At 48.3% G+C, this 26,457-nt stretch carries 27 protein-coding genes; 20 read left to right on the top strand and 7 right to left on the bottom strand.

Features of this window, described 5'->3' with window-relative positions; all coding sequences use genetic code 11:
* Window positions 1-501 precede the first annotated feature (501 nt).
* The 9 genes from purM (at window position 502) to ACXHJ2_RS19165 (ending at window position 8,899) form a co-directional block, all read left to right on the top strand.
* Window positions 502-1,542 carry a phosphoribosylformylglycinamidine cyclo-ligase gene (gene purM / locus ACXHJ2_RS19205; protein WP_165082824.1) on the top strand — a complete coding sequence of 347 codons (1,041 nt, stop codon included), beginning with the start codon at window positions 502-504 and terminating at the stop codon, window positions 1,540-1,542.
* A complete protein-coding gene (gene purN, locus ACXHJ2_RS19200; RefSeq protein ID WP_058710753.1) occupies window positions 1,542-2,156 on the top strand; it encodes a phosphoribosylglycinamide formyltransferase in 615 nt (204 codons plus the stop codon). Before purM ends, purN begins: the two co-directional genes overlap by 1 nt.
* A gap of 130 nt (window positions 2,157-2,286) precedes the next feature.
* Window positions 2,287-3,834, top strand: a complete 1,548-nt coding sequence (gene purH, locus ACXHJ2_RS19195; protein WP_165082822.1) for a bifunctional phosphoribosylaminoimidazolecarboxamide formyltransferase/IMP cyclohydrolase — start codon at window positions 2,287-2,289, stop codon at window positions 3,832-3,834.
* A 64-nt stretch (window positions 3,835-3,898) separates the two neighbouring features.
* Window positions 3,899-5,164, top strand: a complete 1,266-nt coding sequence (gene purD / locus ACXHJ2_RS19190) for a phosphoribosylamine--glycine ligase (protein WP_165082820.1) — start codon at window positions 3,899-3,901, stop codon at window positions 5,162-5,164.
* A 124-nt stretch (window positions 5,165-5,288) separates the two neighbouring features.
* A complete protein-coding gene (locus tag ACXHJ2_RS19185; protein WP_090736855.1) occupies window positions 5,289-5,966 on the top strand; it encodes a TetR/AcrR family transcriptional regulator in 678 nt (225 codons plus the stop codon).
* Between the two features lie 99 nt (window positions 5,967-6,065).
* Window positions 6,066-6,923 carry a transporter substrate-binding domain-containing protein gene (locus tag ACXHJ2_RS19180; protein WP_129548715.1) on the top strand — a complete coding sequence of 286 codons (858 nt, stop codon included), beginning with the start codon at window positions 6,066-6,068 and terminating at the stop codon, window positions 6,921-6,923.
* Window positions 6,924-7,008: 85 nt separating this feature from the next.
* On the top strand, window positions 7,009-7,656 hold the full coding sequence (locus tag ACXHJ2_RS19175; RefSeq protein ID WP_165082818.1) for an amino acid ABC transporter permease: 648 nt from the start codon (window positions 7,009-7,011) through the stop codon (window positions 7,654-7,656).
* A gap of 14 nt (window positions 7,657-7,670) precedes the next feature.
* Window positions 7,671-8,420 carry an amino acid ABC transporter ATP-binding protein gene (locus ACXHJ2_RS19170; RefSeq protein ID WP_274597492.1) on the top strand — a complete coding sequence of 250 codons (750 nt, stop codon included), beginning with the start codon at window positions 7,671-7,673 and terminating at the stop codon, window positions 8,418-8,420.
* A gap of 53 nt (window positions 8,421-8,473) precedes the next feature.
* The gene (locus ACXHJ2_RS19165; protein ID WP_013369486.1) at window positions 8,474-8,899 is read left to right on the top strand and encodes an OsmC family protein; all 426 of its coding nucleotides are present in this window, start codon (window positions 8,474-8,476) and stop codon (window positions 8,897-8,899) included.
* A 149-nt stretch (window positions 8,900-9,048) separates the two neighbouring features.
* Here ACXHJ2_RS19165 and ACXHJ2_RS19160 read toward each other — a convergent pair whose 3' ends face one another.
* The 5 genes from ACXHJ2_RS19160 to ACXHJ2_RS19140 all read right to left on the bottom strand — a co-directional run bounded on the left by ACXHJ2_RS19160 (window position 9,049) and on the right by ACXHJ2_RS19140 (window position 14,591).
* Window positions 9,049-10,026, bottom strand: coding sequence for a FecCD family ABC transporter permease (locus tag ACXHJ2_RS19160; protein WP_129548717.1), 978 nt, complete (start codon window positions 10,024-10,026; stop codon window positions 9,049-9,051).
* On the bottom strand, window positions 10,023-11,027 hold the full coding sequence (locus ACXHJ2_RS19155) for a FecCD family ABC transporter permease (protein WP_165082816.1): 1,005 nt from the start codon (window positions 11,025-11,027) through the stop codon (window positions 10,023-10,025). Before ACXHJ2_RS19155 ends, ACXHJ2_RS19160 begins: the two co-directional genes overlap by 4 nt.
* Complete coding sequence (locus ACXHJ2_RS19150; RefSeq protein ID WP_165082814.1) at window positions 11,024-12,010, bottom strand: ABC transporter substrate-binding protein; 987 nt, start codon at window positions 12,008-12,010, stop codon at window positions 11,024-11,026. Before ACXHJ2_RS19150 ends, ACXHJ2_RS19155 begins: the two co-directional genes overlap by 4 nt.
* Before the next feature lie 204 nt (window positions 12,011-12,214).
* Window positions 12,215-12,943, bottom strand: a complete 729-nt coding sequence (locus ACXHJ2_RS19145; protein ID WP_013369490.1) for a response regulator — start codon at window positions 12,941-12,943, stop codon at window positions 12,215-12,217.
* Window positions 12,936-14,591, bottom strand: a complete 1,656-nt coding sequence (locus tag ACXHJ2_RS19140; protein ID WP_446724856.1) for an ATP-binding protein — start codon at window positions 14,589-14,591, stop codon at window positions 12,936-12,938. The genes ACXHJ2_RS19145 and ACXHJ2_RS19140 overlap by 8 nt, the downstream gene beginning before the upstream one ends.
* Before the next feature lie 181 nt (window positions 14,592-14,772).
* On the opposite strand from ACXHJ2_RS19140, the gene ACXHJ2_RS19135 reads away from it, so the two are divergent.
* Together ACXHJ2_RS19135 and ACXHJ2_RS19130 are read left to right on the top strand one after the other, a co-directional pair.
* On the top strand, window positions 14,773-15,066 hold the full coding sequence (locus ACXHJ2_RS19135; RefSeq protein WP_017426184.1) for a putative quinol monooxygenase: 294 nt from the start codon (window positions 14,773-14,775) through the stop codon (window positions 15,064-15,066).
* A 45-nt stretch (window positions 15,067-15,111) separates the two neighbouring features.
* Window positions 15,112-15,936: an aldo/keto reductase gene (locus ACXHJ2_RS19130; RefSeq protein ID WP_165082810.1), complete on the top strand. Its 825-nt coding sequence runs from the start codon at window positions 15,112-15,114 to the stop codon at window positions 15,934-15,936.
* A gap of 91 nt (window positions 15,937-16,027) precedes the next feature.
* On the opposite strand, the gene ACXHJ2_RS19125 is transcribed toward ACXHJ2_RS19130, so the two are convergent.
* Both ACXHJ2_RS19125 and ACXHJ2_RS19120 read right to left on the bottom strand, forming a co-directional pair.
* The gene (locus ACXHJ2_RS19125; protein WP_013369494.1) at window positions 16,028-16,681 is read right to left on the bottom strand and encodes an SdpI family protein; all 654 of its coding nucleotides are present in this window, start codon (window positions 16,679-16,681) and stop codon (window positions 16,028-16,030) included.
* Window positions 16,678-16,989: an autorepressor SdpR family transcription factor gene (locus ACXHJ2_RS19120; RefSeq protein ID WP_058710746.1), complete on the bottom strand. Its 312-nt coding sequence runs from the start codon at window positions 16,987-16,989 to the stop codon at window positions 16,678-16,680. The genes ACXHJ2_RS19125 and ACXHJ2_RS19120 overlap by 4 nt, the downstream gene beginning before the upstream one ends.
* Window positions 16,990-17,202: 213 nt before the next feature.
* Here ACXHJ2_RS19120 and ACXHJ2_RS19115 point away from each other — a divergent pair, with 213 nt between their 5' ends.
* The 9 genes from ACXHJ2_RS19115 to ACXHJ2_RS19075 all read left to right on the top strand — a co-directional run bounded on the left by ACXHJ2_RS19115 (window position 17,203) and on the right by ACXHJ2_RS19075 (window position 26,456).
* Window positions 17,203-17,814 carry an alpha/beta hydrolase gene (locus ACXHJ2_RS19115; RefSeq protein WP_165082808.1) on the top strand — a complete coding sequence of 204 codons (612 nt, stop codon included), beginning with the start codon at window positions 17,203-17,205 and terminating at the stop codon, window positions 17,812-17,814.
* A 73-nt stretch (window positions 17,815-17,887) separates the two neighbouring features.
* Window positions 17,888-18,112, top strand: coding sequence for a small acid-soluble spore protein Tlp (gene tlp, locus ACXHJ2_RS19110; RefSeq protein ID WP_013369497.1), 225 nt, complete (start codon window positions 17,888-17,890; stop codon window positions 18,110-18,112).
* Between the two features lie 239 nt (window positions 18,113-18,351).
* Window positions 18,352-19,644: an ABC transporter substrate-binding protein gene (locus tag ACXHJ2_RS19105; RefSeq protein WP_013369498.1), complete on the top strand. Its 1,293-nt coding sequence runs from the start codon at window positions 18,352-18,354 to the stop codon at window positions 19,642-19,644.
* A 27-nt stretch (window positions 19,645-19,671) separates the two neighbouring features.
* A complete protein-coding gene (locus tag ACXHJ2_RS19100) occupies window positions 19,672-20,634 on the top strand; it encodes a carbohydrate ABC transporter permease (RefSeq protein ID WP_013369499.1) in 963 nt (320 codons plus the stop codon).
* A 3-nt stretch (window positions 20,635-20,637) separates the two neighbouring features.
* Window positions 20,638-21,477: a carbohydrate ABC transporter permease gene (locus tag ACXHJ2_RS19095; protein ID WP_013369500.1), complete on the top strand. Its 840-nt coding sequence runs from the start codon at window positions 20,638-20,640 to the stop codon at window positions 21,475-21,477.
* 210 nt (window positions 21,478-21,687) lie between these two features.
* Window positions 21,688-22,974, top strand: coding sequence for a threonine ammonia-lyase IlvA (gene ilvA, locus ACXHJ2_RS19090; protein ID WP_165082806.1), 1,287 nt, complete (start codon window positions 21,688-21,690; stop codon window positions 22,972-22,974).
* A gap of 197 nt (window positions 22,975-23,171) precedes the next feature.
* On the top strand, window positions 23,172-24,146 hold the full coding sequence (locus ACXHJ2_RS19085) for a glycoside hydrolase family 43 protein (protein ID WP_165082804.1): 975 nt from the start codon (window positions 23,172-23,174) through the stop codon (window positions 24,144-24,146).
* Between the two features lie 217 nt (window positions 24,147-24,363).
* Window positions 24,364-25,431, top strand: a complete 1,068-nt coding sequence (locus tag ACXHJ2_RS19080) for a FecCD family ABC transporter permease (protein ID WP_446724841.1) — start codon at window positions 24,364-24,366, stop codon at window positions 25,429-25,431.
* Entirely contained in the window at window positions 25,431-26,456 is a 1,026-nt protein-coding gene (locus tag ACXHJ2_RS19075) for a FecCD family ABC transporter permease (RefSeq protein ID WP_044787183.1), read from the top strand. The genes ACXHJ2_RS19080 and ACXHJ2_RS19075 overlap by 1 nt, the downstream gene beginning before the upstream one ends.
* Window position 26,457 lies beyond the last annotated feature (1 nt).

Below are 26,457 nucleotides of genomic sequence, written 5' to 3'. Positions count from 1 at the left end.
CGCTTCTCCAGAATCCTTCCACCCGCTGCGTTCCTCAGGTGTGCAGTATTTTGCAGCAGTGCCTGTACCTCTTCTGTTCCCACCGGGAAGAGGATAGGTAAGGCCGTTAAAAACTCATGGCATAACTATTTCATGCCATGAGTTTTTAACAGGCAGGGAGGAAGCTGCCTGCCTCAAGGGCCAAAGAAGTAAGCCGCCCGTTAGCGCTGCTCACTTCTTTGACCGGCACGTCCCCGACTTTGCAAAGCAAACAGCCCGGGACGTGCCCCTGCCGCCGTCACTACCAAAGGCGGCCACGCATCAAAGCGTGTCCTTGTGAATTGCGGGAAGACCCGCAACTCACAAAGGAAAACACGCCACTCACAGCACGAACCACCACCAAGCAGCACCCAATCCTACGCATCTGACCGACTCTTGAGGGGTCCAGGGGGAGCAGCCCCATGGAATCCTCCCTGCTAGGGAGGACTTAGGAGGGTCAATCATTTGAAGGAGTGTTCATGAATGTCCGAAGCATACAAAAACGCAGGGGTAGATATCGCTGCTGGTAATGAAGCAGTAGAACGGATGAAAAAGCACGTTAAACGTACCTTCCGTCCGGAAGTGCTCACGGACTTGGGCGGATTCGGTGCATTGTTCGGCCTGAATAAAGATAAGTACGAGGAGCCTGTACTTGTGTCTGGTACTGACGGTGTCGGCACGAAGCTGAAGCTTGCCTTCGCAATGGATCGTCATGACACCATCGGCATTGATGCAGTTGCGATGTGCGTAAACGACATTGTCGTAGGGGGCGCGGAGCCACTCTTTTTTCTCGATTATCTCGCCTGTGACAAGGTTATACCTGAGAAAATCGAAGCGATTGTCGCCGGTATTGCCGAGGGCTGTCACCAGTCAGGTTGTGCGTTGGTCGGCGGTGAAACCGCAGAAATGCCGGGGATGTACAGAGAGGGCGAATATGATATTGCCGGATTCACGGTAGGGATTGTAGATAAAAGCAAAATCATTAACGGCAGTTCCATTGCTCCTGGAGATACCGTAATCGGACTAGCTTCCAGTGGCGTTCACAGTAATGGTTTCTCCCTAGTTCGCAAGCTGTTATTGGAACAGCAAGGTTATAATTTGCATGATGAAATCGAAGGCTTGAATGGCAAACTGGGCGATGTACTGCTGGAGCCTACGAAAATTTATGTGAAATCTGTGTTGGCATTGCTGGATAAGGTAAAAGTAAAAGGCATGGCGCATATCACTGGTGGCGGTTTTATTGAAAATATCCCTAGAGTGTTACCGGATCACGTCAATGTGGATATACAATACGGCACTTGGCCGATTCTTCCGATCTTCCAGCTCATGCAGGAAAATGGCGAAATCTCCAACAAAGACATGTTCACGACTTTCAATATGGGGATTGGAATGGTGATCGTTGTCGGTGCAGAGCACGCACAGACCGCACTGGAAGTTCTGAAGGAACAGGGTGAAGCTGCGTATGTGATCGGAAAAGTAACGGAAGGCAGCTCTATCGTGACCTTTACAGGAGCCGAGGTGTAATGAACGAGTACCGGATTGCTGTTTTTGCATCAGGCGAAGGGACGAACTTTCAGTCTTTGGTGGATGCGGCTGCGCGGGGTGAGCTGGGCGGCGCCTCGGTAGAACTGCTCATCTGTGACAAGCCTGCGGCTCCTGCTGTAGCTAGAGCACAGAAAGCTGGAATTGCCTGTCATACTTTTCGTCCTAAAGATTATCCTGCCCGAGAAGACTATGAGCGTGAATTAGTGGCTTTGCTGGAGCAGAAATCGATTGATCTCATCGTGTTAGCAGGCTATATGCGTTTGCTATCTAGTGTTATGGTTGATGCGTACGCTGGGAAAATCATTAATATTCATCCGTCGCTGCTTCCGGCATTTCCAGGGAAAGATGCTATTGGACAGGCATTAGCCTATGGGGTCAAGGTAAGTGGGGTCACCGTCCATTTTGTGGACGGGGGGATGGATACTGGGGCGATTATTGCCCAACGTGTCGTGGAGGTTCACGATCATGATACAGCGGAATCCTTATCCGTAGCCATTCAATCCGTGGAACGTCAGCTATATCCTGAGGTAGTTGGCAGACTGGCCCAAGGCAAAATCCAATTGAATGGCCGCAAGGTGAACTCACTTCTCTAAAGATAACTGTAATTTGTCATATCATTGTCCTAACAAGGATACTGTACAGGCATTTTTCGATATTTCTCGGGAAATAAATTGATAGAAGAGAAATTTGCAAAATTCTGAAAGAGCTAAAGGAGGAGACAGGGTGAGTATTAAAAGAGCGCTCGTCAGCGTATCAGATAAACGGGGAATCGTAGAGTTTTGCCGTGAGTTGTCCAAATTGGGTGTGGAGATCGTTTCGACAGGGGGAACGAGCAGCTTGCTGTCGAAAGAGGGTATTCCTGTCATCGGTATTTCAGAGGTAACGGAATTTCCAGAAATTATGGATGGACGTGTTAAAACACTCCACCCTGCGGTACACAGCGGTTTGCTGGCTGTTCGGGATAATGAAGAGCATCAGCGTCAAATGAAGGAGCTTGGATTGGATTATATCGATCTGGTCGTTGTGAACCTGTATCCTTTTGCGGAAACGATCGCCAAACCCGGTGTAACCTATGAGGACGCGATTGAAAATATCGACATCGGCGGTCCAACGATGCTCCGCTCAGCGGCAAAAAACCATGCTTTTGTCAGTGTAGTGGTCGATGCTGATGACTATAGCACTGTACTGGAGGAAATACGTAAGGATGGCGACACGGAGCTGAATACTCGTAAGCGTTTGGCTGCAAAAGTGTTCCGTCATACGGCGTCATACGACGCTTTGATTTCCGATTATTTGTCGAATGTGACAGGTGATCCGTTGCCTGAGCGTTACACTGTAACCTATGAAAAAATTCAGGATTTGCGTTATGGAGAAAATCCTCATCAACAGGCTGCATTTTACCGTGAGCCATTGGCGGCCAAGGGTACACTGACAACTGCGAAGCAACTTCACGGCAAAGAGTTGTCTTACAATAATATCAATGACGCTAATGCAGCCCTCCAAATCGTCAAAGAATTCAGCGAGCCGACAGTAGTCGCAGTTAAGCATATGAATCCTTGCGGTGTAGGAATTGGCGGCAGTATTTATGAAGCGTACAGCAAAGCTTACGCAGCAGATCCGACCTCGATTTTTGGGGGCATTGTCGCGGCTAACCGGATTATTGACGGCGATACAGCGAGCAAGCTGAGTGAAATCTTTTTGGAAATTATACTGGCACCAGGTTTCACCAAAGAAGCATTGGAAATTTTAACGAAAAAGAAAAATATTCGTTTGCTTGATCTGGGTGAGCTTTCACCGTCTGAGCAGGCAAAGAGCCGTTTCGTCGTGACTTCCCTTGAAGGTGGCATGGTTGTTCAGCAAAATGACGTTCACGCTGTAGACCCGGATGCAATTACAGTTGTAACAGAGCGCGCGCCATCCGAGGAGGAACTGAAACAACTTTTGTTTAGCTGGAAAGTGGTTAAGCATGTGAAATCCAACGCTATCGTACTGGCAGCAGATAATATGACCATTGGCGTAGGTGCAGGACAAATGAACCGTGTCGGGGCGGCCAAGATTGCAATCGAGCAGGCCGGTGACAAAGCAAAAGGTGCGGTACTGGCATCGGATGCATTTTTCCCGATGGGCGATACGCTGGAGTTGGCAGCTAAAGCAGGCATCACGGCAGTCATTCAGCCGGGCGGCTCCATCAAAGACGAAGAATCCATCAAGGTTGCTAACGCATATGGCATTGCTATGGTCTTTACGGGCGTACGTCATTTCAAGCACTAAGTTGCGTGAGTTGTGGATGCAGCACACCTGAACGATCATACTGGGAGCGGGAGGAATCACCTGAATGGATATTTTGGTTATCGGAGGGGGCGGCCGCGAACATGCAATTGTATGGGCGCTGAAGAAAAGCCCCAAGGCCGGACAAATCTATTGTGCGCCAGGTAATGCTGGTATTGGACAATTAGCGGAGTGTGTGCCGATTCCGGTGAGTGAGTTTGACGCGCTGACAGAACTGGCGGAATCCAAAAAAGTCGGACTGGTCGTGGTAGGCCCCGATGATCCGCTGGCAGACGGCATTGTGGATGCCTTTGAAGCCAAAGGCATCCCAGTATTCGGACCGCGTAAAAATGCGGCGGAAATTGAAGGTAGCAAAATCTTCATGAAAGATTTGCTGCATAAATATCAAATTCCGACAGCAACTTATCGCAAATTTTATACCTATGAGGCAGCACATGCCTACTTAAAGGACCAGCCGATTCCGGTGGTCATTAAGGCCGATGGACTGGCAGCAGGCAAAGGCGTGACAGTCGCTTACTCAATGGAGGAAGCGGAAAGGGCTCTGTCCGATATTATGGTGGCAAAGGTATTTGGAGAAGCGGGCGCACAGGTCGTGATCGAGGAGTTCCTCGCTGGACAGGAAATGTCGATTCTTTCCTTTGTTGACGGTGAAACGGTACGGCCGATGGCAGCGGCGCAAGATCACAAGCCGGTTTTTGATGGTGACAAAGGACCGAACACAGGTGGCATGGGAACATATTCCCCGCTGCCTCACATAGCCAATTCCATTATTGAGGAAGCCATTGAGACGATTATTAAGCCGACGGCCAAGGCTATGGTTGCTGAAGGACGCCCGTTCCGTGGTGTTTTATTTGCTGGACTGATGATTTCGCCGGACGGCAAGCCGAAGACCATTGAGTTTAATGCACGTTTTGGTGATCCAGAAACACAAGTCGTATTGCCTCGACTAAAATCCGATTTGCTCGATATTTTTCTCGCAGCGGTGAACGGCACACTGGATCAGGTGGAGATCGAGTGGAAGGATGAAGCTGCGGTGTGCGTGGTGCTGGCATCAGGGGGTTACCCTGCAGCTTACGCCAAAGGAGTACCTATCCACGGACTGGACCAGGCAAACGAAGCTATCGTCTTCCATGCCGGAACAGGCATCAACGAACAGGGTGAGTGGGTCACGAACGGCGGACGCGTGTTAGGCGTGGTTGGTTTGGGACGTGACATTGCCGAGGCACGGGACAAAGCTTACGAACAGGCTGCTCATATTACCTTTGAAGGCAAGCAAAACCGTACAGACATTGCGGCAAAAGCATTGCTATAACAGCAATATATAGGATACAGAGGACCTCTTCGGAGGTCCTCTTTTTCGTTTGACAAAAGTATACTTATCCTATAGGATTAAAAATACAAAACTGACTGACTGATCAATCGGGAGGAGGAAACCCATGCAGCCACGCAAGGCGAAGCAGCCCAAAACCCTTTCGAATGACTCACCTGTTGACCACGGGGGAGAAGAAACAGACCGCAGAACACAGCTTCTTCACATTGCGTTAAAGCGGTTCGCTGAGCAGGGTTATCACCAAACGAAGATTTCAGATATCGTGGTGGAGGCAGGAGTAGCTCAAGGCACATTTTATTGGCATTTTAAAAGTAAAGAGGCCTTGGCGCTGGAGATTATCGCTACAGGTCGTGAACAGCTTTTGTCAGCGATCGGGCAGGGGTATCGCCGTGATGCGGGAACACTGGCTGATATGGTTAAGGCATCGGAAGCGCTGTTTGTTCGGCTATTTCATTTTGCATTCGAGAACCGTTATCTGATGGGTTTGCTGCTGATCGGCAGCGGTGTCGATGAACCAGTGAGGCAGAGCATCCGTGAAACAAGGACTGCGATGGAGCTTGCATTCCGGCGCAATATGGAGCGAGCGATCGAGCTGAACATGTTGCCTGCCGAATTAGATGTCGAATTGAGGGCAGCATTACTCATGAGCATGATCGAAGGTGTCATTATACGCTGGCTATTCGGTTCAGAGGGAACACATGACCATATCAAGCAGGTATCCGCTACAAGATTGGCAGAAGAGGCTGCTAATTTTGAATTTTACGGACTATTAGGCCAAAGCTAGACGGTCAACATCGCATGAATGAGTAGTGGGCAACAATTAATATAGCCCAATTACACTTACAAACTTAAACATTTACATCTAGACAGGAGAGAACGATACATGAAAACACGTAAAAAAGGATTCTTGGTGACCACACTCATGGCTCTGGCATTGTTCAGTCTTGTGCTGAGCGCTTGCGGTACAAAGCCAGAAGCTTCGAATACTAGCAATGGAGCAGGCAGCAGTAACGAGGCAGCCGCCAATCAGCTCGAAGCCATCAAGAAGGCTGGTGTAATGAAGGTAGGCATGATGGGTACTTACCCGCCGTACAATTTCTTGAACGACAACAAGGAGTTGGACGGGTTTGATGTGGATATTGCCAAAGAATTGGCGAAACGGATTGGAGTAAAAGCGGAGTTCACGGCACAAGAATTTTCGGGACTGATTCCAAGTTTGCAAAAGAAAAAATTCGATGCAGTGGTTAGCCAGGTGGCGATTACAGAGGATCGTAAGAAGGCCATTGACTTCACAGATCCCTATATCACCAATAATGTGAATATTATCGTGAACAGTAAAACCAATGACATTACGACGTTGGAAGACTTTAAAGGCAAAACCATTGGTGTCGGCTTGGGAACAAATGATGAGTCTTATCTGCGCAACGAGGTGCTGCCAAAGATAGGCGATTTTGAGATCAAAACATATGATGATGTTATTACTTCATTGAAGGATCTAAACTCTGGTCGTATTGATGCAACCATTAACAATCTGTATGCTCTTAAGCCCATTATCGACAAAAACGGATTTCAAATTAAAGCTGTAGGCGAGCCGATTAAATCGGATCAGGCGGCTGTAGCTATTAACCAGAAAACTCCTGAGCTGAAGGAAGCCTTGAACAAGGCTCTGAAGGAAATGAAGGAAGACGGCACTTACAAAACAATTTTCAAAAAATGGTTTGGCGAGGAGCCAAAAGAATAACGTAAGCCTGTTACAGGCGTTTGGCTCCAGTCTTGGCTTTTATGCTGACATGGGGCCACTCGTCTGAAAGAAGGGAATATAACCGATGCTTGAATTAATGTGGGAGAACATGCCTTTTTTATTGAAGGGCGCTTATTATACGCTGTATATAACGATTGTTTCTATGCTGTTTGGTCTAATCATTGGTCTGGTTGTTGCTGTAGCTCGATTGAAAGGGAATCGACCTGTTCGGTGGCTGGCCCGCATGTATGTATCGATCATCCGGGGAACGCCGGTTTTGGTGCAGATTGCGGTCATTTATTATGGTCTGGATGATTACGGAATATCATTTGGATCGTTAACGGCTGCTTGTCTCGCGCTCAGTATTAATACAGGGGCGTACTTATCGGAGACGTTCCGTGGAGCTATTTTAGCCGTACCGCAGGGACAGACCGAGGCCGCTTATGCTACGGGAATGTCGCCTGGTCAAACGCTGTGGCGTATCATTCTTCCGCAGGCGGTACGCATTGCAATTGCACCGATGGGGAATACGTTCGTGGGTATGCTTAAAGAAACGTCGCTGGTGTCAGTTATCGGGGTCAGTGAATTGATGCGGCAGGCACAGCTTTTACAGGCGCAGTATTTGCTCTACATGCCGTTTCTGCTCGAAATTGCCCTGATGTATTGGATTATGAGCATTGGATTCTCCGCTATACTGGAGCGGGTGGAAAAGCGTCTGGCTCGAGCTTATTAAGGTGGAGATGATAGATGATGATAACAACAAACGGATTAGGTAAACGATTCGGACAGGTAGAGGTTCTGAAAAGCATAGATTTTCAGGTTGCCGCTCGTGAAATCGTCGTATTGCTCGGTCCCAGCGGCTCTGGTAAAAGTACCTTGCTGCGCTGTCTGAACGGTCTAGAAGAGCTGTCTTCCGGCAAGTTTGAGGTGAACGGGATTGAGGTTGATGCTACATCTCCTGTTCGTGCCCGCCAAGTGGCCATTCGTGATATTCGCAAGCAGACGGGGATGGTGTTCCAGCAATTCAATCTGTATCCTCACAAAACAGCTATCGGCAATGTCATTGAAGGACTGCTGACAGTAAAGAAAATGCCGCGCGACAAGGCTATGTCTATCGGACAACAGCTATTGAAGCGAGTGGGCTTACTGGATAAGCAGGATGTGCATCCAACTCGTCTGTCCGGTGGACAGCAGCAACGGGTAGCTATTGCACGTGCACTGGCGATGGACCCGGCGATTATGCTGTTCGATGAGCCTACATCGGCGCTTGATCCCGAACTGGTGGGTGAAGTGCTGGGAGTTATGCGGGAGTTGGCTCAAGACGGAATGACGATGGTCGTCGTGACTCATGAAATGAAATTTGCCCGCGAGGTGGCCGACAAGGTTGTATTTATGGCAGATGGAATCATTGTGGAAGAGGCTGCGCCACAGGCATTTTTTGATGCTCCCCAGCATGAGAGGACACAAAAATTTTTGCGTCAAATTAGCGAATTTTAAGTTAGATCGAGAATAAATCATAGATCACTAAGATGGAAAGAAGGCAATTGATTATGAAAGTATCTACAACTTGGCATGGCAAACGCGCGTTTACATCGGAAGGACCATCCGGTTATTCCGTAGGGATGGATGCTACGGCGGCTTATGGCGGTGATGGTAAAGGGATGACACCGATGGAACTGCTGCTTGCGGGTCTGGCGGGATGTATCGGTATTGATATTACGATGATTTTGGATCGTTTTTTGTCGGACATTCAGCGAATTGATATTGATGCAGAAGGTACGCGCAAGGAACAAATGCCAACGGGGTTTACAGCGATTGATCTGACATTCCACGTGGACGGAGATATTCCAGACTACCGTGTATGGAAAGCGATTCAGATGGGTAAGGAAAAATATTGTGCAGTATCCGACTCCTTAAAAGCGGAAATTCGGATGCACCTCATTTTGAATGGAACAGAAGTACCCTATCCAGCGTAAGTGTTGAGGGGTGAGGAGAGTCAGCCTGTGTTATATACAGGCTGACTCTCCTTTTTTATGTTATCTGAGATCAGTGTACAGGTGGGGAGGTAATGCAGCTAAACGCTACGTTATCGTGCAGCGTTTAGCTGTAATGGAGAACATGTCCTTTATCCGCTGCTTTTTTGCTTGCGTTCCCGTAGCAAGAGATACAGGAAATAGGGCGCGCCAATCACGGCTGTCACGATGCCAGCGGGAATTTCGAGCGGCGGCTTCAGCCCCCGTCCAAGCGCATCGGCAAGGACGAGAATCAGGGCACCGATCATGGCTGCGCCGGGCAATAGATAGCGGTGGCGATTGCCAAACAAACGCCGCGCCAGATGTGGTGCCAGCAGTCCTATAAAGCCGATGGAGCCGATGGCAGCGACACAGGAAGCAGCTAAGGCCACGGATACGGCCAGCAGTCCTGTGCGCATACGCTTCACGCTAAGTCCCAAGCCAGCGGAGCTTTCCTCATCCAGACTCATAATATCCAGCTTGCGCTGTAGCGTATAGGCGAGAGGCAGCAATACAATTAACCACGGCAAAAGTCCATATACTTCATCCCAGCCTTTGCCCCACAGACTTCCAGCTAGCCAAGTCAGCGTATCGCTGGCTTCAAGTGGGTATTTGACCAGAATATAATCGGTTGCAGCCTGAAAAATAGCACCTACCGCCAGCCCGGTTAAGGCTAGCATGTTAGGACGCATGCCTCCCTTCATCGAAAGCTGTACGAGCAGTAGTGCAGCTAATCCGGCACCGACAAAGGCAGCTACAGGCAGTAGCGCCACGGGGGATGAGGGGAGCAGCACGATGACGAGAACCGCAGCAAAGCCGGCTCCCTTGGATACACCCACCACATCCGGCGAAGCCAGTGGATTGCGGATCATGCCTTGCAGCAGCACGCCAGCTACTGCAAGGCCAGCACCGGCCATGATGGCCAGCAGGCCACGAGGCAGTCGGTAATGGTGAACGATGAACCAGGAAGAGGCATTTCGGTCAGTCAGAGCGGCGATCAGCTCAGCGGGTGTAATGTAGGTGCTGCCCACGCCGATAGCTACAAAGGAAACACACAGCATTAACACGAGTAAAATCCACAGCTTTTTCATCGTGAAGCCCTCCCGTTCTTGTGCGCCAGATATAAAAAGAATGGCGCGCCCACCAGCGCAGTTACGATACCAACGGGCGATTCATAAGGAAAGGCAATAAATCGTCCAAGCACGTCTGCATATGTCAGCAGCAGAGCTCCGCAGATTGCAGACAGGGGGATGACCCGTTTGTAATTATCGCCTGTAAACACCTTGATGATATTCGGCACCATCAGGCCCACAAAGCCGATAGACCCGGCTACCGCTACAGCAGAGCCTGCCAGCATAATAACTGAGGCTGAGGCCAGTAAGCGGACAAGACGTACATTTTGCCCCAGTCCCTGTGCGACCTCTGTACCGAGGCTAAGCACAGATAGCGAGGGGGCCAGTGCCAGTGCAAGGATCATACCGACGGCGAACCAGGGCAGCACCAGACGCGTATCGGCCCAAGTGGACCCGTCGATGGCTCCGGCGAGCCAATACAGTACATCGGATATTTGCTCGTTAAACACGAGCAGTCCCTGAGTGACAGAGGCCAGCAGCAGATGCACAGCCATCCCAGCAAGGGCCAACTTGACTGGCGTCATGCCCGCCGTTCCGGCCAATGCGTATACGAAGGAACCGCCTGCGATCGCTCCGACAAAAGCAAAATAAATGCTGCCGGACGACCCGATATTCGGCAGCAGCACGACTGACAGGACGACAGCCAGCGAAGCGCCAGAGCTGACTCCAAAAACCTGCGGCGAAGCCAGCGGGTTGCGTGTGATGGCCTGCATCAGCGCTCCGGCCACGGCAAGCCCGGCGCCGACGATCAGGCCAATGACGGCACGTGGTAGGCGTATCGTCAAGATAATGAGCTGATCCTTGGACGGATGCTCGGTGAACAGCGCAGTCAGCATGGTGGGGATGTCCATCCTGACTGGGCCAATTGCCACGCTCAGCAGCAGTCCAGCCAGCAGCGCGAATAGAAGTGCAAAGACGACCGGCTTATTTAGCCGGTCGCGTAAGGCTTGTCCGATCAACGGGAGCCGTCTCCTTTATTTTGCGCGGGATACAGAAGCGAAATCGCTTGCTCCAGTATTTTCTCGGCAGAGCCGAGTCCACGGTACCGGGTCCACAGTGCCCGGTTTACTTCGTAAACTTCCCCTTTTTTCACGGCCGTAATGTTTTGCCATAACGGATTTTGCTTCCATTCCGCAAGCAGCTTCTCATCGGCTTCCACCAAGAAGATCACATCTGGATCAGCTTGTGCAATCTGCTCCAGTGTCAGCTTGACTGTAGGCTCGCTTGTATTTTGAAGCGCATTGTGGATGCCTGCTTGCTCCAGCAGTTGTCCATCAAAAGATGAAGCGCCGTGAGCCGATAGTGAATCCGAACGGAATACCCCAAGCAATACGTTGCGTGACTCACCAGCTTGGATGCCTTCTTTCAGCTTTGCCATGGTAGCTTTATGTGCTGCGAGAATTTGCTCACCCTTTTCCTTCTCACCCAACGCGTCAGCGATAACGCCGAAGGATGCCAGGTTTTGTTCATAAGAGGAATTGCGGCTCTTAAGAACAATGGTAGGAGCAATCTCACTTAGTTCTTTGTATATGCTCTTATGACGGTTTAGATCAGCAATAATCAAATCGGGTTTCAAGGAGCTGATCGTTTCCAGGTTCGGCTGTTTGCGTGTGCCGACAGGTGTAAAGTCGATTTTTTTACCAAGCAGACCATCGATATCATCCTCATTTTCCTGAGCTATGCCGACAGGCATCACACCCAGTTGGGTAGCGGCATCGACAAAAGAGAATTCCAACGTTACGATTCTTTTAGGTTTGCCTGTAACTTTGGTTTCTCCCATCTCATGTTTGATCGTTCGAGTGTCGCCTGTGGTTTGAGGTGCTGCTGCATTATTATTTTGTGATTGGCCTCCACATCCCGCCATAACGGCTGTCAGTAGTACCAGAATCGCTGCAAGCAGCATGCCTGTGCGTAGTGGTAGTGGCTGTTTTGGTGTTGCCATGTATTGTCCCCCGTTCCAAATATGCTTACCAGAGAAACTGATAATCATTATCAATTAACTAACTGTTGACCATTCTAGCAATCGGGAAGAGGGACGTAAATAATGTGATCATTTAAACCATTTTAGCCTATTAAGCGAATTAAGTTCATTAAAATCACAACCGAGGAGAGAGGAAGGAAGAGACCGAACGGCAGAATTGGTGGTTTATGCATTTTCCTGCCGTCTGCGATAGATACGCTCCGGTCTGCCGACGGTCCCGTATACCTGATCATGGTGCGCATCGCCACTTTCCACTAAGTACTCCAGATACCTTCTAGCGGTAGATCGGCTCATACCTAGCTCAATTCCCACTGTACCCGTAGTAACCTCACCTTGTCGATTCAGGAGATCAAGCACCTTTTCGCAAGTGACTTTATCAATGCCTTTGGCCCATAGCTCTCCGACTCCGTTACCCGTCATCCGACCCGTGCCTGCGCTTTGTAGTAGACGGTCAATTTCCGATTGCTCCACCGTAGATTGTTCCTCTTGCCATGTTGTGACTTGGCGGCGAAAACGGGCATATTCCTCTAAGGTCGCTCGCAATCTTTCGAATACGAGCGGCTTTACGATAAAATCAAATACGCCTGCGCGAACCGCTTGTACCACAGTTTCAGCTTCTTTGGCGGCAGTCAGCATAATGACATCTGTACCCGGATAGTGTTGCTTGATGAACGATAGCAGGGTTAGACCATTCGTATCGGGAAAATAAACATCCAGCACGGCTAAAGACGGACGCAGAACATCTAGTTGAAGCTTTGCCTCAAATTCGTTCGTTGCTATTGCACATACAGTGAACCCGTCCACCTTTTCAATAAATCGTCGGTTAATCTCCGCAATTCGCGGATCATCTTCAATAATAAGAACCTCAATGTCCGATAAAACCCGCTCATTCATGGACGTAACCTCCTTTTGCATTATTGCTCCCCGTGTCTGTCCTATTTAAAGGAATGTATACTTCAAAAATGCTACCACCACCAGGCCGTTCATGTACTTTTATGGAGCCACTCATTCGTTCGGTGTACTCCTGCACGAGAGCGAGGCCATATCCGTGTCCTGCCTCTGCTTTGGTTGATGCTCCCTTAACGAACAGTTTTTCCTGGATATCCTCTGAAATACCCGATCCATTATCTGCAACTTCGACGATGATGGCTTCAGTCATTTCTTCCAGCCGGAACCATACCTGTCCGTCAGGTATAGAGCCTATCGCAACTGCTTCCATGGCATTGTCCAGCAGGTTTCCGGCAATGGCAGCAAGAAGCGACCACTCCAACGTAGGAGACGGAGTTGAAAATGCTCCTTTAATATATGAATGGAGTACAATCCCTTTTTCCAACGCCTGTTTTTTCTTGCTGACCAGCAGGCTGGCGATGATTGAATCAGGTGAAAGAGAAGAGGAAACGGAACGATGTACACGGTACTCCTCCGATTCTTGAGTAATAAAGTCCACTGCTTCGTCATAACACTCCAACTGAATCAGACCGGATATGAGATATAGCCGATTGGTATATTCATGTGTTTGTGATCGTAGCACATCCGCATAATCCTTGACCTCCGTCAACTGCCGCGTCATGCGAAGCAGCTCTGTTTTGTCGCGCAGACTGGCAACCGTGCCCAGCATTCGTCCGAATCGATCCTTGATCGGCACACGGCTGACGACTACGACTCGTTGTTGGATCTCAATTTCTTCATTGAATACGTTCTGTTCCTGATCGGGCTTCATGCTTGGACTCTTCTCGATAAAATCTGTAGCAAGTACATCTGCTAGTTGATCTGCAGCGCCCGCCAAGTGACGAAGCTCGCATCCATAGAGGCTAGTTTCCGGGGGAAGGCCCAGCAAACGGACGGCTTGTGGATTGGCAAGTGTGACTTGTCCACTGCTATTAACCGCGATAATCCCTTCGCCTATGGATTCGAGAATGGCTTGCTTTTCCTGATACAACCGTCCAATCTCAACTGGCTCCAGCCCATGCAGTTCGCGCCGTACCCGTCGTGCTATAACCAAACTTCCTAATATGCCGATCATCAGCGCGCCTATCATGAACCATAGCCATGTATATGTGTATGTACGAATATTTTGCGCCACATCTGTCATCAGAAAACCTACAGAAACGAGTCCGATAGCTTGGCCTTGTTCATTATAGACTGCGGTTTTGGCTCGCAGTGACGGTCCGAGAGAGCCGGTGGATTCCGTAATAAAGGACTGCCCTTGCAGCACCTTAGTATTCAGCGGGTCCATCATAGGCTGTCCGATGCGTTCCGGGTTAACATGCCATTGACGAATGAGATGACGATCTGCAATTGTAATAAAATCAGCGCCGCTCCTGGCTTGGACGGGCTTCACTGCCTCGTTGATCCGCGCACGTAATTGCGTTGTGTCGGTCTGTTCTAGAGCATCCCTGACCTGTGCATCTACCGCAAGCGTATTGGCTACGGTCAGCGCCCTTTTCCCAATCTCTTCGTACAAGGCGGAGGTAATCATATAGCGCAAGGATAATCCCAACAGTCCGGTAACGACCAGCACTAGAAGGGATATGAAAACCATTAATTTTGTCTGAAAACGCACATGCCTTCACCGCCATTAAACAAAATATAGGAGCAGTAGATCAGCGATCAACTCCCCAATACCATTCATTTTACTGTATTCGAGAAACGGCCGCACTTTTAATCTATCGAAAGAATGGTCTATAATAGAAATAGTTACATAATGTGAGGAGGAAAATATTATGATTATTATTCATGCTGATATGAAAGTTTTACCAGAAAAGAGAGAGACCTTTTTGCAACAAACCCAAGGGTTGATCAGCGCATCCCAAGCTGAAGAAGGCAATGTACGCTATACGTTAATGCAGGATTTGAATGATCCCAACGCATTTACGATGGTTGAAGAGTGGAAGGATGCCGCAGCTGTAGATTTCCATAACAAGTCTGCCCATTTCCAGGCATTTGTTGCTGCTGCTAAAGAATTGTTGGCTGCTCCACTTGAAGTGAATGCTTTTCAGGATGCGACTAAACTGTAATCATCTCGTTGGATAATTCATAACTAGGAATAGGAGGAGATAGACATGGGGAATATTGCGGATACAGCTTTACTAAATAACGGAGTTCAGATGCCTTGGCTTGGTTTTGGTACGTACAAGGCGGAAGGCAATGAGGTTTACGAAGCAGTCAAAACAGCGATTGAGGTCGGTTACCGACACATTGATACCGCGGCGATCTACGGCAATGAGGAACTGGTCGGACAAGCCATTCGTGACAGTGGAGCGGACAGAGATAATCTGTTTGTGACCACTAAGCTATGGAATCAAGATCAGGGCTATGATTCAACACTGCGTGCCTTCGAGGAAAGCCGCAAGCGGTTGGGCCTGGATATCATTGACCTGTACCTTATCCATTGGCCTGGCAAGGACAAGTACAAGGAAACTTGGAAGGCGTTCGAACGGCTGTATGAAGAAGGAAGCGTACGCGCAATCGGAGTAAGCAACTTCCAAATTCACCATCTCGAAGACCTCCTGAAAGACAGTAATATTGTACCTGTCATCAATCAGGTAGAGCTTCACCCACGTCTGACACAGCAAGAACTGCATCAATACTGTCGGGAACACCAGATCCAGCTTGAATCGTGGAGTCCTCTGATGAAGGGGAAACTGACGGAGCAGGCAGACATTGTTGAGATTGCTGCTAAATACGGCAAAACGACTTCTCAGGTTATTTTGCGTTGGCATCTGGATCGGGGGATTGTGACGATTCCCAAATCGGTTACCGCGCATCGTATCCGCGAAAATGCCGATTTGTTCGATTTTGAACTGACGACTGAGGATATTGACCGAATCAATGGCCTTCATCTGGATGAGCGTGTAGGCACCCATCCCGATAAACTGTTGTTTTAATTGAATATGTAGATGTATAAAGAACCTCCCATTCTGCTTTTATCGCGGTTTGGGAGGTTCCTTTTTTAGGTTCAGGTGTGGCTTTGTCTATTTACTTGTTTAGCTTACGATACAACAAGTAAGAATAGAGTACAGGAGAGATAACGGATATGATCAGTACGGTTAGGAAAATGACTACTCCCGCCATTCCACCGACCCATGCCGCCACCAACGCTGAAGCACCGCCAAGCATCATCATAGGCCCCCCGAAACGGTGCGTTTTACGCCATACCTCGGGATTAGACAGAGTCCACGGCGTGCGGATACCGAACGTATAATTCGGCTGTACCTGAGTCATATAATTCCCCATCACCATCAGCATCAGGCCTATTAACCCTAAAATTATAGCATTCATTTGCAGTCGTATATTCAGGTTATACAGCAGCATTCCCCATCCAGCTACAGCGAGAACTACAGAAACACCTGCACGCGTAACTTCATAGGCTTTTGAAAATTTTTCATAATTAGCTCTGTTGGGGTCCATGTGGCGTGCCAATCGAATGACCAGCGGGACTAGGCCCAACAACACGAGCATGATAATAGAACCACTTTTGCTCGTATACCCGTCTGCTGTATTGTTAAAGTTAATATGCGAGGCTAGAACATTGGGTAGTCGGTCGTACAGCAGTATCGCGCCTATGGCGGGTGATAAGGCAATCAAAGTTGTCAAAACATCCGTCAAGCTCCAAGGTGTTCGAAATTTCATTCAGATTCCTCCTCATCCTTAATATGATTCCTATTTTTTTTCGCAGGGGTATCGGAGTGGGCGATACTGAACATCCAACCGATCACATCCGCCACAACCGTTGTATGCAGGGTGTAGATAATGTTTTGCCCCTGTCGTTCATCCAGCACCAGCCCAGCCTGCTTCAGGATATTGAGATGGTGGGAGATGCTGGGTTTGCTAATTTGAAAATGTTCAGCTACTTCGCCTGCGCTCATGCTTTTTTCCTTTAAAAGCTGCAAGATTGTACGCCGGGTCGGATCAGCCAAAGCTTTGAAGGCATCGTTCAAAATACATTTCCTCCTTTAGATATTTAGATAATATTCTAAATATCTAACACCATAGTAAAATACAGCTATACTACATGTCAATGGAACAAGACATCATTTTAGAAAAAATGAACGAGGTCAATTATGTTTGTATAAAGCAGTGAAATGGGCTATAATTAATTTATACAAAAAATAAGATTCTTAATTTAAAGTTAATTAGAGGAGGGAATAGATATGAAACACGTCTTTCGTAAAGGAAATGATCCGCAAGCCCCGGTTATTTTGCTGTTGCATGGTACCGGCGGGAATGAACAAGATTTGCTACCCTTGGCTGATATGGTAGCACCGGGAGCGTCTGTGCTGGGCGTGAGAGGTAATGTATTGGAAAATGGGATGCCGCGCTTCTTTCGCCGTTTGGCTGAGGGGGTATTCGATATTGAGGATCTCGTATTTCGTACCAAAGAACTAAGCGAATTTGTAGATTCAGCTGCAGAGCAATATGATTTTGACCGTAACAACGTGGTGGCTCTGGGCTATTCCAATGGAGCCAACATAGCGGCCAGTATGCTCTTTCATGATGCAAAAGCGCTACGTGGGGCCATTCTCCATCATGCCATGGTGCCATTGCGAGGGCTGCAACTGCCGGAGTTGAACGGTGTCCCTGTATTTCTGTCTTCTGGTGAAAATGACCCGATTGTTCCAGCGGCGGAATCTCAGGAGCTGCAAGCCCTGCTGGAGGGGGCCGGAGCGCAGGTGGAAGCCTACTTGGAACGCAATGGTCATCAATTGACTCGCACTGAAGCCGAAGCAGCAGGCCAATGGTTTGGGAAGCATTTTAATGTATAAAATAACTCGATAACGATCAAGCTACGGTTTAGCGCTCTAGTGAGCGATTCTATGATTAGGAGGCGTTAAACCGATGGCAAAACCGGATAATCGAGCAGATAATGTGGAGCATTTGCAACAAAATATTCAGAATACATTGCAGAATCTTCATGAGGCTGAAGGATACCTAAACGAATTTTCCTCTGAAATCAGCAATGAGGAGCGTAAGCAGATCGAAGAAAAAAATAATCGTCGTAAACAAAGTATTAGATCATTTCGAGAAGAAGTGAAAGACGAAGCAGCACATTCGCAAGAGTAGTTAACATAGCGCGACCCAACTCCGAGTTTCAATTGAAGTTGGGTCGTTTTTTTTTATGCAGAAATCATCATATTCCCATCCAATTCATTTTCCCCCTATAATGCAATGAGATCTGTTTTACACAAAAACGAATTTTTTTTGAATAATGTTGTTGTAAACTAATTTGTATTGATGTTAAATAATAAAAGAAAGCGCAATCATTTACGAATTAGGATTTCATCATGCGAAGGGGGAAGGATATGCTGCTGCGAAGAAAAAGCATGGCTTTGATGCTTATGGCGGTGGTTTTGATGGCTGGACTGCTGCAAGGTTGTTCTTTCAAGAGCGATGAAAAGGATGGGCCGGGAACAGAACTTGTATTGTGGACATTCAATGAACTGCATGAGAAGTTTTTTCTGCAAATGGCTGACCAATGGAACCAACAGCACCCTGATGAATTGATTAACTTGAAAGCGAATACATTTCCTTATGACAACCACCACAGCAAGCTCTCGATTGCGTTGCAATCAGGGGTGGGAGCGCCGGATATCGCGGATATTGAGGTCAACAAAATTGGTAATTTCCTCAAAGGAATACCGCAACTGGTCCCGCTCAATCCGGTGATTGACCCTGAGATCAATAACATTGTGCCTTCCAGAGTACAGATTTACGGCAAAGACGGTAAGTATTACGGCATTGACTTCCACGTTGGAGCCGAAGTGATGTATTACAATAAAGAGATCATGGATCAGGCGGGGGTAGACCCGGATTCCATCGTTACCTGGGCAGACTATGCTGCTGCTGGCAAGCAAGTGCTGGCAAAAACGGGCAAGCCGATGGCAACCTTGGAGACCAATGACCTGTGGAGCTACTGGCCGATGATCTCACAGCAAAATTCAGATTTTTTGGATGATAAGGGCGAGTTGACGCTGGATAACGAAACCAATATTAAAACACTTGAGTTTCTCCAACAGATGATAAAAGACAAGATCGCTATTCCCGCACCGGGCGGCGGGCATCATATGGAGGAATACTACGGGTTTATGAACAAAGGCGGGGCCGCTTCGGTGTGGATGCCGATGTGGTATATGGGACGTTTTACGGATTACATGCCTGACTTGAAAGGAAAAATCATCATTAGACCGATGCCGGCGTGGGAAAAAGGCGGCTATCGCTCAGCAGGTATGGGCGGGACCGGAACGGTAGTCACGAACCAGTCAAAGCACCAGGATTTGGCGATGCGTTTTCTAGCCTTTGCCAAGCTGTCCAAGCAAGGGAATGTGGAGATTTGGAAGCAGCTAGGGTTTGATCCCATCCGCAGTGAAGTGTGGACAATGCCGGAAGCCAAAGCCAAAAATAAATTTACGGAGTATTTCGGAACGAATATTTTTGACACGCTGATCGAAGTCAAAGATGAGATCAATGCGGTGCATATCGGACCGAAAACGCCTGACATCGCCAGTGCTGTACGCAATAAAATACTTTATCGGACACTACAGAGTGGCGAAGATCCAGCCACGGTGCTGCATGAGCTAGCAGATGAACTGAGATAGACCCCAACAGGAAAGGGAGTGAGATTCATGGCAACGCCCGTTCATACGAACGCTAATGTACCGACAGGTCAGCCGCCAAAAACTCAGCGTCCGACCAGAAGTCAATGGAGCCGATTTATTCATTCCAGTCGTACGGCACCGTATGTATTTGTCCTTCCATTTTTACTGTCCTTTGCACTGTTTTTTGCGTATCCGGTCATCTCGACGGTCATTATGAGCTTTCAGGAAGTTCTGCCGGGGATAACAACTTACGTGGGCCTGGAAAATTATAAGGATTTAATGAATCCTACATTTGGAAAAGCGATATTGAACAGCGTCCTGTACACACTGCTTACACTGGTCGTGCTGATTCCTCTGCCACTGGTACTGGCGGTATTGCTGAATTCGCCTAAAATGCCGGGCAGAGGGCTGTTTCGCTCCGTGATGTTTATACCCGCACTAACCTCAGTGGTGGTAGCAGGAACAATCTTCCGACTCATGTTCGGGGAGTTGGACGGCTCGCTGATGAACTCTCTGTTGGGGTTATTCGGTCTTGAGCCTTACAAATGGCTAATGAACGCGAACACCGGCTTTTTAGCGTTGATCGTGCTGGCCTTATGGAGATGGCTAGGCGTAAATATGCTGTACTACATGTCGGGACTCCAGAACATTCCTCCCGAGTTGTATGAAGCTGCACAGATTGATGGAGCCAGTCGTTTCGATTCATTTTGGCGGATTACGATTCCTATGCTGAAACCCGTGACGATCTACGTATTTACGATTAGTATTTATGCCGGGTTATCCATGTTCACCGAGAGCTATATGTTGTGGAACGGAAATAACTCCCCGAATGATATTGGGTTAACGATTGTTGGCTATCTCTATCGCCAAGGTCTGGAACAGAATAGTATGGGCTTTGGAGCGGCAGTGGGCATTGTATTGCTCGTATTCACATTAGTACTGAACCTGATCCAGCTCAAATTTTTTGGCATGTTTCGGAAGGAGGATTAAGCGATGGCTCAGAAACAAAAAGGCCCATTATCCGCATTTCTCGTTGTCCTGTTCATTCTGTTTGCCGGGTTCGCCCTGTTTCCGCTATTTGCCGTGACGCTTGCCTCATTCAAGCCATCAACGGAGCTGCTGCGCTATGGCTTGAATCTCAAGCTGGAGTGGGCCATCATGTCCTTGAAAAACTATGCGTTCATCTTTCAGGGGACGACGGATTATTTTCAATGGTACTGGAATAGTCTTGTCATTACCGTCTTGTTTACGGTGTTATGTCTGATATTGTCCGCAATGGTCGGGTATGGCCTGGAGATGTATCGTTTTAGACTGAAAAATGTGATTTTTACATTGGTGCTGGTCGTGATGATGATCCCGGTAGAAATTATCATGCTGCCACTTTACAAACTAATGATCGGTATGAAGCTGATCAATACGGTATGGGGTGTAATTTTGCCGTTTGTCGTCGCACCGATTCCGATCTTTTTCTTCCGTCAATATTTGAGCGGAGTACCCAAGGATTTTATGGATGCTGCACGAGTTGACGGTTGTTCAGAGTATGGTATTTTTGTGCGGATTATGATGCCTCTGATGGCACCTGCCTTTGCGGCAATGGCTATTTTACAGGCTATGAACAGTTGGAATAACTTCCTGTGGCCGATGATCGTATTGCGTACTAACGACATGCTGACACTGCCAATCGGTCTGTCCAGTCTGCTGACGCCATATGGCAACAATTATGATGTGTTGATTGCCGGATCAGTCCTGGCTATTTTGCCGATTCTCGTCGTGTTTCTGTTCTTCCAGCGTTACTTTATTGAAGGGATGACTGCAGGCGGGGTAAAAGGGTAATCATTACGGTGCTGAATGAGTCGATTGAATACTGAAATGTATAGAGTCAGGAAAGGCGGGTCGGGCATTGTCTCGACCTGCTTTTTTTATGGATTCAATGATTTTCATTCTCATTTTCATGGCTATCAACTGCACAAGCTATAGGTAAACGTGGTATGATGTTTGAAAGATTTCAAATACAGAAATATTCAGGCGGAGCGTGGAGAACCTATGGAACCAACAGAAACCCAGAAAACAGAACCGGCCACGGCGTCAACCGTTGGCATGGAGGATATTGTACGAGCGCATCATATGCTGCGTGAGGTGATTGTTCGTACACCTTTACAGAGGGATGCCGTCCTATCGGCCAAATATAACTGTAATGTGTATCTGAAGCGAGAGGATCTCCAAGTTGTGCGGTCCTTTAAAATCCGTGGATCTTACAACATGATCCGCAGTTTGACTCCTGAGCAGATGGAAAAAGGGATCGTGTGTGCGAGTGCGGGTAATCATGCACAAGGTGTGGCTTTTTCATGTAACGCGCTCGGCATCCATGGTAAAATATTTATGCCGAGCACAACGCCTAATCAGAAGGTGAAGCAGGTACGTCGCTTTGGCGGAGACAGTGTAGAGGTTATTTTGACCGGAGATACATTTGACGATGCTTATGACGAGGCTATGAAGGTGTGTAGCGAGCAGGGAATGACCTTCATCCATCCGTTCGATCAGCCGAAAATTATCGCGGGTAATGGTACGATTGCGATGGAAGTGATGGAGAGTCTGGATACACCTGCGGACTATATGTTCGTGACGATTGGCGGCGGCGGTTTGGCGGCAGGCGTAAGCACATATGTTAAAACTGTGAGTCCGACCACCAAAGTAATCGGCGTAGAGCCCCTGGGCGCAGCATCAATGACGGAAGCGATGCGTTTGAACAAGGTCGTTACACTGGAGCAAATAGACAAGTTCGTTGACGGGGCTGCGGTGAAGCGAGTGGGTCAGTTAACGTATGACATTTGTAAACATACCTTGGATGATATTGTGAAGGTACCGGAAGGCAAGGCATGTACAGCGATTCTGGCGCTGTATAATGAAAATGCGATTGTTGTGGAGCCTGCGGGCTCGCTGCCTGTAGCAGCACTTGATCTGTATCGTGAGCAGATTCAAGGCAAAACAGTAGTCTGTATCGTCAGTGGTGGCAATAACGATATTGATCGTATGCAGGAGATTAAGGAACGCTCCCTGATATACGAAGGGCTAAAACATTATTTCATGGTGAATTTCCCGCAAAGAGCAGGGGCACTGCGTGAGTTTCTTCAGGAAGTGCTTGGACCGGACGATGACATTACTAGATTTGAGTATACGAAAAAGAATGATAAAGAAAATGGCCCGGCGCTGGTCGGTATTGAATTGTTACACAAGGAAGACTATCTTCCTTTAATTGAACGAATGAATCGCAAAGGGCTTAACTATACGGAATTGAACAAAAATGAGAATTTGTTTAATATGCTTATCTAACAAGGAGCCTACGGGCTCTTTTTTTTGTATATGCAATGTTATGCGTAGTTTATAAATTTCTTTTTATTTGAAATAAAGCGTTTACAAAACTGAAGTTGATAGGTTAATATATGGGTAACTTCATAAGTATAAACACTAATGTAATAAGCGTATCACCTGATTTTTATCATAAAATATTAATTCGGAGGTGCGAAAGAATGTTGAAAGCATGGAAAAAATCAGTACAGGGTAAATTCGCCCGAACAGCATTTGCTGCCGTAACTTCGGCTGCTTTGTTGCTGTCCGTGGTGCCGTCCACATCGGCCGAGCATTGGGCGTTAACAGGCGATGTGGCAGTACATGATCCGTCCATCACCAAGGAAGGAAATACATGGTATATTTTCTCCACAGGGCAGGGGATACAGGTTCAAAGATCGGATGACGGACGCAATTTTTACAGATTGCCGCAAATCTTCTTGTCGCCACCATCTTGGTGGAAATCGTATGTACCTAAGCAAAAGACTAATGATGTATGGGCACCGGATGCTCAAAAGTACAATGGACGTGTCTGGGTTTACTATTCCATTTCTACGTTTGGATCGCGCACTTCGGCCATTGGCTTAACTTCAGCAACGAGCATTGGCGCGGGAAGCTGGAGAGATGATGGACTAGTGCTGCGTACAACGGATTCTGACGATTATAATGCGATTGACCCGAATCTGGTCATTGACGCTTCCGGAAACCCGTGGCTTTCCTTCGGTTCATGGAATACGGGCTTGAAAGTAACTCGACTGGATAAAAATACGATGAAGCCTACGGGCCAGATTTATTCTATTGCTAGACGTACGGCTGGAGGTTTGGAAGCACCGCATGTTACATACCGCAACGGCTATTATTATCTGTTTGCTTCCATTGATAACTGCTGCAAAGGCGTAAATAGTAATTACAAAATCGTTTATGGTCGCTCCACCAGTATTACCGGGCCGTATGTGGACAAGAGCGGAAAAAACATGATGGACGGCGGTGGAACGATATTGGATGCGGGGAATGATCGCTGGAAGGGACCGGGCGGACAATCTGTCTATAACAACAGTGTGATTGCGCGTCATGCCTATGATGCCACCGATGGCGGAAATCCAAAGCTGCTGATTAGTGATTTGAAATGGGATTCAGCAGGCTGGCCTACGTATTAAATAGCGGATTACTTGAAATCATTCACAGCGATCTCACATAGGTATATCTAAAAACTGTTCCTCCTAATGGGGGAACAGTTTTTGGCTTGCAATGTCATAGAAACATGCTATTATGTATCAAGTTGATAATCATTATCATTGACGTTATCGTAATGAGAGCCATGGTGGCTTTCAGGTATGGAGGGAGTGACCTCACCGAATGCAGTCTAAAGACAGCATGGACAAACATACAGCTTCGACAGAGAGGACCGCACCTGAAGTAGCCTCTGTAGCCCGTCCGGTGCTCCGAGCGGGTAGGATTCGGCAGGCGTTGTTGTTTACAGCTTCTGCTGTATTGTTGGCCTTGGCCATATTCGCTGCCATTTCTTTTGGAGCCAAAGACCTGACCGTAAGCACGGTGTGGTCGGCAGCATTTCACTATGATCGTTCGCTGATGACACACAGGATCATTCATGAGCTGCGATTGCCGCGTGTACTCGGTGCAGCTATCATTGGGGCTGCCCTGGCGGTTGCAGGCTCCCTGATACAAGGCATTACACGCAATCCGTTGGGGGATACAGGTGTGCTGGGCATTAACGCAGGAGCGATGTTTGTAGTTGCAGTGAGTTTTGCTTTTTTCCCCGATCTACCTTATGGGACGTTAATTATATTGTCGTTCCTGGGGGCACTGATGAGTACCTTACTGGTATTCGGGCTGGGGGCATCCGCGCCGGGAGGACTGACACCCATGAGACTAACGGTGTCTGGAGCTGTGACAGCAGCCTTGTTAGGTTCCATGACTTCGGGAATTGCGATTTATTTTGATCTAAGTCAGGATCTAGCCTTCTGGTATGCGGGTGGTGTTGCCGGAATCAAATGGTCGCAGCTTAAGATTCTTGCGCCGATTTTGCTTATTGTGATCGCTTGGTCTATGGGGCTCGCACGCTCCATTTCATTGATTTCAATGGGCGATGAGGTAGCATTGAACCTGGGACTAAATCTCAGGCGTATCCGGCTGTTGGGGTTGCTGACTGTGGTGGTCCTGGCTGGGCTATCCGTATCGGCTGCCGGGGCCATCGGCTTTGTAGGCTTGGTCGTTCCACATATTGCTCGCAAGCTGATCGGTGTGGATTATCGCCAGATCGTACCATTGTCTGCAATATTGGGAGCCGTGCTGCTAGTGCTGGCTGATTTGGGAGCGAGAATGGTGAATCCACCGGAGGAGCTAGCTATTGGAATTATGGTGTCTTTTATCGGAGTACCTTTTTTCCTCTTTCTCGCTCGTAAGGAAAGGAGGGAATTATAGTGAGTCGCTCTCTAGGGACAGGGGATACAAGAACGATCAAGGCTTGGCTCGTTTGCTTAGTATTGGTGGGAATCAGCTTTGCTGTTCTTGTGCTGGGTTTGAATACCGGAACGATTCGTATTCCACCGCTACGCGTGCTAGATACACTGTTTGGCGGCGGGAGCGGACGTGATCATATGGTCCTGTTTGAATACCGTCTGCCGCGGATTGTTGTAACAGTGCTGGCTGGAGCGGGACTAGGTGCAGCCGGGGCAGTCATGCAGGGCTTATCGCGAAACGCACTCGCAGATCCGGGAGTGCTGGGCCTTCATGCGGGGGCTGCGTTGGGCCTGGTGATGTATGTTAGCTTTTTTCGCGATCTGGAAGGATCAGTAGCCTTGTTCATTCCCTTGTTTACCTTTGCAGGAGGTGTCGTTGCGGCGGTACTGATTGTTATGTTGTCCTATAGTGGCAGCAGAGGAATCGTGCCTGTGCGATTGATTCTGTCCGGTATCGGTGTAGCCTCAGGGCTCAGCGCCATAACGCTGTATTGGTCGTTGCGGCTGGATGAGGATACGTACGCATTTACCGCACGTTGGTTGGCTGGCAGCGTATGGGGACGGGACTGGATACATGCAGTGGCTTTACTACCGTGGATTGTCATTGTATTGCCCTATGTTCTATCTCAGACACGTAGCCTGAATAATCTGTCGCTGGGTGATGAGACCGCAGCTGGAATTGGTACAAGTGTGAAGCGCCAGCGCTTGATATTGCTTGGCGCAGCAGTGGCTCTATCGAGCGCCAGCGTATCCATGGCCGGAGGCATCGGTTTTATTGGGCTGATTGCGCCTCATCTGGCTCGCCGTCTGGTTGGACCGATGTATCAGCATTTGCTGCCAGTAGCCGCTTTGGTCGGGGTCGTTATTCTGGTCACAGCAGATACGATTGGTCGTTCGGTATTTCAGCCGAATGCGATTCCAGCAGGTGTAGTGGTTGCTGTGGTAGGAGCTCCGTATTTTTTATTCTTGTTGTCCCGAACCAAATGAC

The sequence above is a fragment of the Paenibacillus sp. ALE3 genome (genome assembly GCF_054113405.1).
This window is presented reverse-complemented; position numbering and strand designations above follow the sequence as displayed.